Annotated in this window: 10 protein-coding genes; 2 read left to right on the top strand and 8 right to left on the bottom strand. The window is 66.5% G+C overall.

Annotation, left to right across the window (positions count from 1 at the left end):
* The first annotated feature begins 93 nt into the window (after positions 1-93).
* A complete protein-coding gene (locus tag BLS50_RS16025) occupies positions 94-348 on the top strand; it encodes a hypothetical protein (RefSeq protein ID WP_011549708.1) in 255 nt (84 codons plus the stop codon).
* A gap of 211 nt (positions 349-559) precedes the next feature.
* Here BLS50_RS16025 and BLS50_RS16020 read toward each other — a convergent pair whose 3' ends face one another.
* The 7 genes from BLS50_RS16020 to BLS50_RS15990 form a co-directional block, all read right to left on the bottom strand.
* Entirely contained in the window at positions 560-1,546 is a 987-nt protein-coding gene (locus BLS50_RS16020) for a lysozyme inhibitor LprI family protein (protein ID WP_256334023.1), read from the bottom strand.
* Positions 1,547-1,814: 268 nt separating this feature from the next.
* On the bottom strand, positions 1,815-2,381 hold the full coding sequence (gene phaR, locus BLS50_RS16015; RefSeq protein ID WP_006478701.1) for a polyhydroxyalkanoate synthesis repressor PhaR: 567 nt from the start codon (positions 2,379-2,381) through the stop codon (positions 1,815-1,817).
* A 119-nt stretch (positions 2,382-2,500) separates the two neighbouring features.
* Complete coding sequence (locus tag BLS50_RS16010) at positions 2,501-3,241, bottom strand: 3-ketoacyl-ACP reductase (protein WP_074802607.1); 741 nt, start codon at positions 3,239-3,241, stop codon at positions 2,501-2,503.
* Between the two features lie 120 nt (positions 3,242-3,361).
* Positions 3,362-4,543, bottom strand: a complete 1,182-nt coding sequence (locus BLS50_RS16005; protein WP_074802606.1) for an acetyl-CoA C-acetyltransferase — start codon at positions 4,541-4,543, stop codon at positions 3,362-3,364.
* Positions 4,544-4,642: 99 nt separating this feature from the next.
* Positions 4,643-6,508, bottom strand: a complete 1,866-nt coding sequence (gene phaC, locus BLS50_RS16000; protein ID WP_074802605.1) for a class I poly(R)-hydroxyalkanoic acid synthase — start codon at positions 6,506-6,508, stop codon at positions 4,643-4,645.
* Positions 6,509-6,863: 355 nt separating this feature from the next.
* Entirely contained in the window at positions 6,864-7,703 is an 840-nt protein-coding gene (gene pgeF, locus BLS50_RS15995; protein WP_074802604.1) for a peptidoglycan editing factor PgeF, read from the bottom strand.
* Between the two features lie 6 nt (positions 7,704-7,709).
* Positions 7,710-8,918, bottom strand: a complete 1,209-nt coding sequence (locus tag BLS50_RS15990; RefSeq protein WP_074802603.1) for an RluA family pseudouridine synthase — start codon at positions 8,916-8,918, stop codon at positions 7,710-7,712.
* A 41-nt stretch (positions 8,919-8,959) separates the two neighbouring features.
* On the opposite strand from BLS50_RS15990, the gene BLS50_RS15985 reads away from it, so the two are divergent.
* Positions 8,960-9,784, top strand: a complete 825-nt coding sequence (locus tag BLS50_RS15985; protein ID WP_011549700.1) for an outer membrane protein assembly factor BamD — start codon at positions 8,960-8,962, stop codon at positions 9,782-9,784.
* A gap of 121 nt (positions 9,785-9,905) precedes the next feature.
* On the opposite strand, the gene BLS50_RS15980 is transcribed toward BLS50_RS15985, so the two are convergent.
* A complete protein-coding gene (locus BLS50_RS15980; RefSeq protein WP_074802602.1) occupies positions 9,906-12,140 on the bottom strand; it encodes an ATP-dependent DNA helicase in 2,235 nt (744 codons plus the stop codon).
* Positions 12,141-12,163: the final 23 nt, after the last annotated feature.

Genomic DNA, 12,163 nt, shown 5'->3' with positions numbered 1-12,163 from the left:
CAAACGCGCCGACCAAGAATCGGCACGGCGGCGATCGGCCGCTATGCGAAAATCGCGGCATCCATTCCCTTCAATCGACCCAACGGGGCTCGCATGACTACCCACCTCACGATCGAATTCACCGAACACGCCGCAGAAGCCATCGGCGAACAGACCAGCACCAGCTTTTCCTACGACCAGGGTGCGCATGTCCCGCAACCGGGCGACTTCGTCGAACTCGAAAACTCCCGGCAGACGTTTCTCGTGATCGGCCGCGTGTTCTCGCTCAAGGCCAACTACAGCGCCGTCAAGCTCGTGCTCGACCTGCCGCCGTCGGAGGACGATCAGGATTTCGGCCCGGCGCACTGAGTCAGGACGAAGCGCGTCACGCCAGCCGGAACCAGCGATCCTGCAGCGTGGTTACGCGCCGGCAGGCAGTCGATCATTTCGCATGACCTCGCGCATGCGCGCGTGGCGTCGATGCAAATGATCGTTTGCCACCAGCCGCGCGTGCACGCGTTGCCGACGCAACAAAAAAGCCCGCCATCGCGGGCCCTGCTCGAACATCGGACGCTGCGCGTCAGTGCGCATCCGGAAACACCGGCGCCGTCAGACACCGGTCGAACCACGCCGCATCGCCACCATCGCCGAGCGGCCACAATTCGGCATCGAGCTGCGGCAGGCCCGTCACCGGCGCGGGTGTACGGCTCTCGCCGCCGGGCGTCGCGGCACGCACCCATCCCGCCTGCGCGCTGCCGCTGTCGCATGCATGCGCGCCTTGCGCTTCGCAGAACGCCACCGGATGCACCTTCCCGCCATCGGCCGCGCTCACCAGACGATACTGGTAGACCGCGCCGGTCGCCCAGTCCTCGCTCTGGCTGCACACCCGCGCATGATGCTGCACGTGAATCGCGCCGAAACACGCATAAGAGACATGCGCGCCACTCGCATCGTCGGGGATGAAATCGCAGTTTGCATCGAAGCCGGCCAGCGGGCCGCTGCTGTATTTCGCGAGCCACTGCCGTTCAGCCAGTGCTCGCGCGATCAGCCCTTCGCCCGATCGGTCGGCCAGCACGGTGGTACGCCGATCGAAGGCCTTGCGCACTTCGTCGACGGCCAGCCGATGGCCTTCGTAATCGGTATCGAGGCGCTTGTTGCGCGCGTCGAGCCAGCGGCGCTGGCTACGCACCAGCATGTCGCGGATGGCGGCGTCCGGCGCGGCCTTCAGCGCGCCCGCATAGGCTGCATTCAACCGCGCATCGGCCGCGCGCAGCGCGGCGCTTGCGCAAATGCGCTTCTCGATCGGCTGGACGGCTTTCGCGCAATCCATTGCAAAGCTCGGCAAGGCCACTCCGACACCCATCATGAACATCGCAGCAAGACCGGCCAGCCTGCCGGTCGATGCCGTTCGAATCCCTCGCATGCTCTCTCTCAGTCGGTTTGTTTTTCTCGGCCGCTGCGCATCGATGCGGCATCGCACCTCTCGCCCTACGTGGGAACCGCTATCGCGTTCGCCATAAGCGGCTTCCGTGCAGCGCCGCTTATGGTACGACACGCGAGCGCCCACGCGGACACGAACGCGCCCCACCAGGCTCGGCGCGTCGCGGCGTTCATTCGTATGGACTGGATCTCGATCGACTGGAGAACGACGATGCCCGCGCATACCGGGCACGGGCATTCGGTGCCGACGATCCTGGACGACCGTCGGCGATTTCTTCCGGCAGGCGGCAACCGCGCATCGTCGTGCCCGAATGCACGACGGCGACCGACCGCCCCGCTTCGCGGCACCGACGCCCGGCGGCTCGCGCCGCCACGGCCGGCCTGCCGCGAAACCGTTACTTCTTTTCGGGCTCCGGCGTGCCCGGCTGCTTGAACGGGAACGTGCTGAACATCGACTTCGCCTGGTTCTGCATCTGCTCCTGCATCTGCACGAACATGTTCTTCGATTGCTCGATGTAGCTCGTCATCATCCCTTGCATCATCGGCGCCTGCATGTTCATGAACTGCGACCAGACTTCCGGATTCATCGCGTTACCTTCGTAGAGGTTCTTCGATTGATCCGCGAGCTTGTTCTGGATGTCGATGAACGCCTGGATGTTCTTTTCCAGGTACGTGCCCATCATGCCCTGCATCGCATGACCGTAGAAACGGATGATCTGCGACAGCATCGACGACGAGAACATCGGCACGCCACCGCTTTCCTCTTCGAGGATGATCTGCAGGAGAATGCTGCGCGTCAGGTCTTCATTGGATTTCGCATCGACGACCTTGAAATCCTCCTGCTCCAGCACGAGCTGCTTCACGTCGGTCAGCGTAATGTACGTGCTTGTCTCTGTATCGTAGAGCCGGCGGTTCGGGTACTTCTTGATGAGCCGTTCGGCCGTCTTCTTTGTAGTAGTCATGTAACGCCTTTGAGTGCAGCGTAGCGCAAGTGACGAATCCCCGCCGCCCGAATCCGGGAGGCGGGGGCCTTCGGAAAACGCCCGGCTGCGCGGCCACCCGGCCGGCGCAGCCCGGACGCTCAGCCCATGTGCAGGCCGCCGTTCAGCGAGAAGTCGGCGCCCGTCGCGAAGCCGGAATCGTTCGACGCGAGCCACGCGACGATCGAGCCGATTTCCTCGGGGCCGCCGAGACGCCGCACCGGGATCGTCGCGACGATCTTCTCGAGCACGTCGGGGCGGATCGCCTTCACCATGTCGGTACCGATGTAGCCCGGCGACACGGTGTTGACCGTCACGCCCTTCGTCGCGACTTCCTGCGCGAGCGACATCGTGAAGCCGTGAATGCCGGCCTTCGCGGTCGAGTAGTTCGTCTGGCCGAATTGCCCCTTCTGGCCGTTCACCGACGAAATGTTGACGATGCGGCCCCAGCCACGTTCGACCATCCCGTCGATCACCTGCTTCGTGACGTTGAACAGGCTCGTCAGGTTGGTGTCGATCACGGCGGTCCAGTCTTCATGCGTCATCTTGCGGAACACGACGTCGCGCGTGATGCCCGCGTTGTTGACCAGCACGTCGATCTCGCCGACTTCGGCCTTGACCTTGTCGAACGCTTCCTTGGTCGAGTCCCAGTCGCCGACGTTGCCTTCCGACGCGATGAAGTCGTACCCGAGCGCCTTCTGGTCCTCGAGCCATTTCACCCGGCGCGGCGAGTTCGGGCCACAACCTGCGACCACCTTGAAGCCGTCTTTCGACAGGCGCTGGCAGATGCTGGTGCCGATGCCGCCCATCCCGCCCGTTACGTACGCAATTCGCTGAGACATAAATCTCACTCCATTTTTTGGTTTCGAGAGCTGCCGGAGCCCCCTCTGACTTCACGTGACGCCGGCCGAAGCCGCAATCGGCCGGCGCACGAATTCGGTTCGCCGATGGCGAACGGCCGGTTACGGACGCTCGACCGCGAGCGCGACGCCCATCCCGCCGCCGATGCACAGCGACGCCAGCCCGCGCTTCGCGTCGCGCTTGGCCATCTCGTGCAGCAGCGTCACCAGAATCCGGCAGCCCGACGCGCCGATCGGATGGCCGATCGCGATCGCCCCGCCGTTCACGTTCACCTTCGACGTGTCCCAGCCCATCTGCTTGTGCACCGCCAGCGCCTGCGCCGCGAACGCTTCGTTGATCTCCATCAGGTCCAGGTCGCCCGGCGTCCAGCCCGCGCGCTCCAGCGCCCGGCGCGACGCCGGCACCGGGCCCATGCCCATCACGCTCGGGTCCACGCCCGCGTTCGCGTACGCCTTGATCCGCGCCAGCGGCGTCAGGCCCAGCGCCGCCGCCTTCTGCGCCGACATCACCAGCACCGCCGCCGCGCCGTCGTTCAACCCCGACGCGTTCGCCGCCGTCACCGAGCCGTCCTTCGAGAACGCCGGCTTCAGGCCCGCCAGCGATTCCGCCGTCACGCCGTGACGCACGAACTCGTCGGTCGCGAACTGCAGCGGCTCGCCCTTGCGTTGCGGGATCGACACCGGCACGATCTCGTCATTGAAACGGCCGGCCTTCTGCGCGGCTTCCGCCTTGTTCTGCGACAGCGCCGCGAACGCGTCCTGCTCTTCGCGCGTGATCCCGTATTCCTTCGCGACGTTCTCCGCCGTGATGCCCATGTGGTACTGGTTGTACACGTCCCACAGGCCGTCGACGATCATCGTGTCGACCAGCTTCGCGTCGCCCATCCGGAAGCCGTCGCGCGAGCCCGGCAGCACGTGCGGCGACGCGCTCATGTTCTCCTGGCCGCCCGCGATCACGATCTCCGCGTCGCCCGCGATGATCGCGTTCGCCGCCAGCATCACGGACTTCAGGCCCGAGCCGCACACCTTGTTGATCGTCATCCCCGGCACGGCCGTGGGCAGCCCCGCCTTGATCAACGACTGCCGCGCCGGGTTCTGCCCGGAGCCGGCCGTCAACACCTGGCCCATGATCACTTCGCTGACCTGCTCGGGCTTCACGCCCGCACGCTCCAGCACCGCGCGGATCACCGTCGCGCCCAGTTCGGGCGCCGCAATCTTCGCGAGCGAGCCGCCGAATTTGCCGACCGCGGTCCGCGCGGCCGATACGATCACTACATCCGTCATTTCCCTTTCCTCCAGGCCCGCACGACACGGCGCATCGTTACCGGCCCTGTTAAAAAAACTGCGGTGCACCGGACAGCGTGCGCCGCTGTCCGGTTTTCGTCAATCGCGCTGCAACACGTAGCGCCCGGGCGCCGGCTCGATCACCGGGAATTGCGCGGAACCCGGCTGGGCCGGCGGCGCGACCTTGCGGCCGCCGTACGCGTCGAGCCACTCGACCCACGTCGTCCACCAGCTTCCCGGCTGCTCGGTCGCCCCGGCAAACCAGTCGTCCGCGGATTCGGGCAGGTCGCCCTCGTTGACCCAGTAGCTGCGCTTCTTCTTCGCCGGCGGATTGATCACGCCCGCGATGTGCCCCGACGCGCCGAGCACGAATTTCAGCGGACCCGACAGGATCGACGTCGATGCATAGGCGGTCTGCCACGGCACGATGTGATCCTCGCGCGAGCCGTAGATGAAGGTCGGCACGTCGATCAGCGACAGGTCGACCGATTCGCCGCACACGGTCAACGCACCCGGTTCGCGCAGCTTGTTTTCGAGATAGGTATGGCGCAGGTACCACGCGTACATCGGGCCCGGCAGGCTGGTCGAATCGCTGTTCCAGTACAGCAGGTCGAACGGCGCGGGCGTGCGGCCCTTCAGGTAGTTGTCGACGACGTAGTTCCACACGAGGTCGTTCGGCCGCAGGAACGAGAACGTGTTCGCGAACTCCATGCCGCGCATCAGCCCCGGTTGCGTACCGTTCTTGCCGCCGATGGTCTGCTCGCGCATCTGCACATGCGCCTCGTCGACGAACACGTCGAGGATGCCCGTGTCGGTGAAGTCGAGCATCGCGGTGAGCAGCGTCATCGACGCAGCCGGATGTTCGCCGCGCGCGGCGAGCACCGCGAGCGCGGTCGCGAGCATCGTGCCGCCGACGCAGAAGCCGAGCGTGTTGATCTGCTCGCGGCCGCTGATCTGCTGCACCGCGTCGATCGCCGCGAGCAGCCCTTCGTTCATGTAGTCGTCCCACGTCTTGTGCGCGACCGACGCATCCGCGTTGCGCCACGACACGAGGAACACCTGATGGCCGTTCGACAGCGCGTGCGCGACGAGCGAATTCTCGGGTTGCAGGTCGAGGATGTAGAACTTGTTGATGCACGGCGGCACGATCAGCAGCGGCCGCTCGAACACCTTGTCCGTCTTCGGCGTGTACTGGATCAGCTGGATCAGGTCGTTCTCGTACACGACCGCGCCCGCGGTACACCCGAGGTTCTTGCCGACCACGAACTGCGATTCGTCGGTCTGCGAAATCTTGCCGCGCTGCAGGTCGCCGAGCAGGTTCATCATCCCCTGCCGCAGGCTTTCGCCCTGCGTCTCGAGGATCGATTTCTGTGCATCGGGATTGAGTGCGAGGAAGTTGCTCGGCGCGGCGGCGGCCGTCCATTGCTGGACCGTGAAACGAATGCGCTCGCGCGTCTTCGGATCGGTCTGCAGCGCGTCGGCCAGCTCCTGCAGATAACGCGCGTTGAGCAGATACCACGCAGCCGCGAACGCATGCGCGGGCGACGCCTTCCATGCGTCGCCGCTGAAGCGGCGGTCTTTCAACTCCGGCGACTCGAGCTTCGCGGCGGCCGCCTGCTGCATCAGCGTCATGCAATCGCGCGCGTAGTCGGCCTGCAATGCCTGGAGCCGTTCGGGCGGAATCGCCGCAACTGGCAGCTTCAGCCCCGCGAACGGCGACGCCATCGCACCGAGGTCGGGCATCGACGGCAGCTGGAACGGAAACGACGTCGGGAACTGGAATGTCGCGAACGGATTGACGGTGGCCGAGGCCGTCGCGGCACGCGCCGGATCGGCAAAACCGCGCCACGCGTTCAACCACGACTCGAACATCTGCTGCATCGGCTGGGCGGCCGGATCGAAACCGGTGCTGCCCGCGGAAGTGCCCGCATGCGCGGACGTCGACGAATTTTTCGATGCTGTCATTACCTGCCTTACCGGTGATTCGTGAGCGTCAATCGTGAAATCCTGCTCGCGCGCGGCGTGCCGGCTGCGAGCCGGGCCGTCATGCTCTGGAGAGGCGTCTCCAGATTCTGCCGCAGTGCGGTATTTTTATCATTATCGTTTTCCCCATGTGAAGCGCCCGATCAAACTACTGAACATTTCACGGAGATAATCCGCGCACGACAGACGGGACAAGGGTTCCGGCGAAACATAAAACATTTTGCTTGACTTGACTCCGGGATTTTTCATTCAGTTGCGCATGCAGTGCCGCATTGCCGCCTCAATATCGAGATAACCCGATTTCGCGACGCAACAAAACCCGCGCATGCGCATGCGATCAATCGGCCAGCCAGATTGCCGCGGCCATGCGGCCCGTCACACGGTCGCGCCGGTACGAATAGAAGCGCGCGGGTTCGGCGACCGTGCAAGCTGTCCCGCCGCTCACGTGCACCACGCCCGCACGCACGAGTCGCACGCGCGCGAGCGCGTAGAGATCGGTAAGAAACTTGCCGGGCGCGCCGTCGATGGCAACGAACGCATGACGGGTTTCATCATGCTCCGACTGCGCAGCCGTGTCGAGAAACGCGTCGCGCACCTCGGCGCCGACCTCGAACGCCCGCGGGCCGATCGCCGGGCCGAGATACGCATGCAGCGTGTCCGTCGCGCCGCCCGCGAGCGCCGCGACGCGCGCCGCCGTCTGCTCGACGATGCCGGCCGCGAGCCCGCGCCAGCCCGCATGCGCGGCGCCGACCGCGCGACCCTGCGCGTCGCACAGCAGCACGGGCAGGCAATCGGCCACCATCACCACGCAGACGGCGCCTGCCTGGTTCGTGACGCTCGCGTCGGCCTGCACCGGCGCCGTGGCCGCAGGCGCCGCGGCGATCACCTCGTCCGCCTGCACGATCCGTGCACCGTGAACCTGCTCGAGCCATGCGGCGCTCGACTGCCCGGCGAGAGCGAGCACGCGCGCGCGATTGACCGCGACATGGTCGGGATCGTCACCGGTATGCAGGCCGAGATTCATCCCGCCCGGCAGCGCCACACCGTCCTGCCAGCGCCCGTACGGGCCCTCGCTCACACCACCGTCGCGCGTCGTGATCAGCGCGCGCACGCGCGGCGACACCTGCCAGTCGGGCTGCACGCAGTCCTGCCACGTCAACGGCGCCAGGTTCGTCATCGGCACTCACTCCTCCTCGTCGTCCAGGTACGGCTCGTCGTCGTGATACTCGCCGCCGAAGTCGTCATCGTCGTAGACACCGTCGTCGTCGTCGAATTCCTCGTCGCCCTGCCCGAAGCCCAGCGCGGCGACCAGCGTGTTCATGTCGTCCGGCAGCGGGCAGCGCCACTGCATCGCCTTGCCCGTGACCGGATGTACGAGGCCGAGCCGCCACGCATGCAGCGCCTGTCGTGCGAACCCGTCCGGCAGCGGCGTGACCGAGCGCTTGCCGCGCGCACGCCCGTAGACCGGATCGCCGAGCAGCGGATGCCCGGCGTGCGCGCAGTGCACGCGGATCTGGTGCGTGCGGCCGGTTTCGAGATCGCACTGAATCGCCGAAACCGGCTGACGTTGCCACAGGCATGTGTCAACCGTGCGGAAATGCGTGCGCGCGGGCTTGCCCGACGCGCCGGTGACGACGGCCATGCGCGTGCGCTCGCGCGGATCGCGGCCGATCGGCGCGTCGATCGTGCCCTCCTCGGGCATCGTGCCCCACACCAGCGCGAAATAGCGGCGCTTCACCGTGCGGGCCTGCAACTGGCGCACGAGGTCCGTCTGCGCGGCCAGCGTGCGGGCGACCACCATCAGGCCGGAGGTTTCCTTGTCGAGCCGGTGGACGATCCCCGCGCGCGGCAGGCCGGCCGCCGCGTCGCCGTAGCGATGCAGCAGACCGTTGAGGATCGTGCCGCTCCAGTTGCCGGCGGCCGGGTGCACGACAAGGCCGGCCGGCTTGTTGATGACGACGAGCGCGTCGTCCTCGTAGATCACGTCGAGCGGCACGGGCTCCGGCGTGAACGCGAGCTGCTCGGGCAGCAGATCGGGCACGAGCGCGATCTTCGCGCCGAGCGGCACCGGCTGACGGATCTTCGCCGGCGCGCCGTCGACGAGCACGCGCTGCGCCTCGATCCAGCTCTGCAGGCGGCTGCGCGAGAATTCGGGGAACAGTTGGGCAAGCGCCTTGTCGAGGCGTTCACCCGCGAGCGACAGCGGCACTTCGACGACGCGCGGCGCCTCGTCGACCGCCGCGGACGGCACGACGGGCGGCTGCATCGCGTCGCCGGGCAGATCGTCATCGAGGGAATCCCCCGACGCAGCGTCGGCGGGCCGATCGCTTGGGCTATAATCTTCGCGATTTGGTGTGCCCGGCTGGGCATTCTGCGAACTTGAACGGGTCATTTAGACTGGGTCACCGAGACTTGAAGCTAGGACATGCGAGCATGATGAATTCGACCAAACGCACGGCCAGAACCGTCGCCGCCCGGGCTGCGGCGGTAGCGGCCGCGGCCCTCATCGCCGGCTGCCACGGCTTGCCGCAGAAGCAGGACGAGACGGCTACCTGGTCGAACAACAAATTATACTCAGAGGCCCAGGACGCACTGTCCGGCGGCGACTGGGGCAAGTGCGCGAAATATTTCGAATCGCTGCAAGGCCGCGATCCGTTCGGCCATTTCGCGCAACAGGCGCAGATCAACGTTGCATACTGCAACTGGAAGGATAACGAAGCAGCAGCGGCCGACCAGGCCGTCGATCGCTTCATCCAGCTCCACCCCGATCATCCGGACATCCCGTACGCGTACTACCTGAAGGGGATGATCCACTTCAACGACGATCTCGGCCTGTTCGGGCGCTTCTCCGGCCAGGACATGAGCGAGCGCGATCCGCAGGCACTGCGCGAATCGTACGATGCGTTCAAGGTCGTGGTCGATCGCTTCCCGAAGAGCAAGTACGCGCCCGATGCGGCCGCGCGGATGCGCTACATCGTCAACGCGCTCGCGTCGCACGAAGTGCACGCGGCCGACTACTACTACCGTCGCGGCGCGTATGTCGCGGCCATCAACCGCGCGCAGCTCGCGATCAAGGACTACAAGGGCGCGCCGGCGATCGAGGATGCGCTGCACATCATGATCCTGTCGTACGGCAAGCTGAACCAGCCGGAACTCGCCGAGGACACCAAGCGCGTGCTCGCGGGCACGTTCCCCGACAGCCCGTACGTGACGGGCCATTCGCGCCCCGGTGCGAAGAAGTCGTGGTGGCAGTTCTGAAGCACGGCACGATGTAACACCCGTTGCGCACACAAAAAACCCGGCCATCGAGCCGGGTTTTTTATTGGCGCCGCATGCAAGCGGCACCGGGGCGATCAAGCGACAAGCGTCGCGCGTGCAATCAAGCGTGCTTGCCCGAGCGGTGCTCGTCGAAGAAATCCTGCACGACCGCGATCTCGCGCGTGCGCTTGAACGGCGGCAGGCTTTGCCAGATCCGACGCCCGTACGGCTTGTCGACGAGCCGCGTGTCGCAGATCATCAGCACGCCGCGATCCGTCTCCGCACGAATCAGCCGGCCCGCGCCCTGCTTCAGCGTGATCACGGCCTGCGGCAGCTGATGCACGGCGAACGGGCTCAGCCCCTTCTTCGTCAATGCATCGAGCCGCGCGGCCAGCACCGGATCGTCCGGCGGCGCGAACGGCAGCTTGTCGATCACGACCAGCGACAACGCATCGCCGCGCACGTCGACACCTTCCCAGAAGCTCTGGCTACCGACCAGGATCGCATTGCCGTACGCGCGGAAGCGGTCGAGCAGCTCGGTGCGGCTTGCGTCGCCCTGTACGAGCAGCGGCGTGTTCCAGCCGCGCGCTTCGATCACGTCGCGCAGCTTCGACGCGATCCGGTCGACCGCACGCAGCGTCGTGCACAGCATGAACACGCCGCCGCCGGATGCCTCGATCGCCGGCAGCGCGGCATCGAAGACGGCATCGGTAAACGCCGGCGAAGACGGCTGCGGCAGGTTGCGCGGCACGTATAGCAGTCCCTGCGACTGGTAATCGAACGGGCTGGCGAGCGTCATCGAACGACGCGAGCTGAGGCCCATCTGCGCCGCGTAGTGCGTGAAATCGCCGCGCACCGATAGCGTAGCCGACGTAAACACCCATGCACGCGGCACGCCCGCACGCTGTTTCGCGAAGATCGGCGCGACCGACAGCGGCGTTTCGTGCAGCTGGACGGTATGCGCGAACACCTCGACCCAGCGCACCTTCTCGTTCGGATCGCCGTCGGCTGCCGCTGCCGCGTCGGCTTGCGCGGCCGCTTCCGCCGCGCCGGGCGCGACCCAGCCGGCCAGCAGGTCCTGCAGCTCGCGCGCGCGCCGCAGGCACGCGCCGAGCGATTCCGCGCGCTCGGCCTGGCTCGCGAGCGCCGAGGCGAGCGCATCGAGCGCCACGTCGAGCGCGTCGAGCGCACCGAACATCGGGTGATCGTCGCCGAGCTGCGCAAGCGACATACGCACGATCTGGCCATCCGCGAACGCGAGGCGCAGGTCGCGCGCCGCGCGCTCGAGATCCCCGCCGAGCTTCACCCACTCGACCGCGTCGCGCGCATGGCTCAGGCCTTCGGCGACCGTGTCGCGCGCGAGTTCGAGGATCTGCGTCGTCGACAGCGTCTCACCGAAGAACAGCGTCGCCGTCTCCGGCAGCTGATGCGCTTCGTCGAAGATAATCGTGTTCGCATTCGGCAGCAGTTCGGCCATCCCCGTGTCGCGCAGCATGATGTCCGCGAAGAACAGGTGATGGTTGACGACGACGATGTCGGCCTGCTGCGCCTCACGCCGCGCCTGCATCACGAAGCATTCCTTGTAGTGCGGGCATTCCTGGCCGAGGCAGTTGTCGCGCGTCGACGTGACCATCGACCACACGGGCGCGTTTTCCGGCACGCTCGCGAGTTCGGCCTTGTCGCCGCTCTTCGTGATCTTCGCGAAGCGGACGATTTCCTGCAGATAGGCCGTGTCCTGCCGCGACGGCAGCCGGCCGTTGTCGGCCGTGCGTTGCAGGTAGTAGTGGCACAGGTAGTTGGCGCGGCCCTTGAGCATCGCGACCGACACCGGCACCGCGAGCGCATTGCGTACGGTCGGGATGTCGCGCTGGAACAGCTGGTCCTGCAAGTGCTTCGTGCCGGTCGACACGATCACCTTGCCGCCCCACAGCATTGCGGGCACCAGATACGCGTAGGTCTTGCCGGTACCCGTGCCGGCCTCGACGATCAGCGTGTTGTCGCCTGCGTCGCTGTCGGATTCGGCTGCCGCGGCATCGTCCGCGGCCGCCCCGGCCGTCTTGTCGGCATCGCCCAAGCGGCGTGCCGGCCGCTTGCGGGTTTCGAAGATCTCGGGCTCGGGCATCCGGCGCGCGGATGCCTCCATCGCGGACGCGACCGCGCGCGCCATCTCGATCTGCGACGTACGCGGCCGGTACCCGTCGAGCGCGCGCGCCAGCAACCCGCCTTCGCCAAAGATCGTGTCGAGCTCGTCGACGCGCTTGCGGCTCAGCTCGAAGGTGCCTTCGGACGCACGAACACGCCCGGCGGACGTCGTGTCACGCCGGGCATCGGGGGTGGCTTCAAGCGGTGAATTCAAGGCAAGCGTTCCTGTGTCCAGCG

The organism is Burkholderia orbicola (genome assembly GCF_900100915.1).
In the GTDB taxonomy this organism is placed as follows: Bacteria; Pseudomonadota; Gammaproteobacteria; order Burkholderiales; family Burkholderiaceae; genus Burkholderia; species Burkholderia orbicola.
The sequence above is the reverse complement of the archived record's forward strand: the minus strand, read 5'-3'. Positions and strand labels throughout refer to the sequence as shown.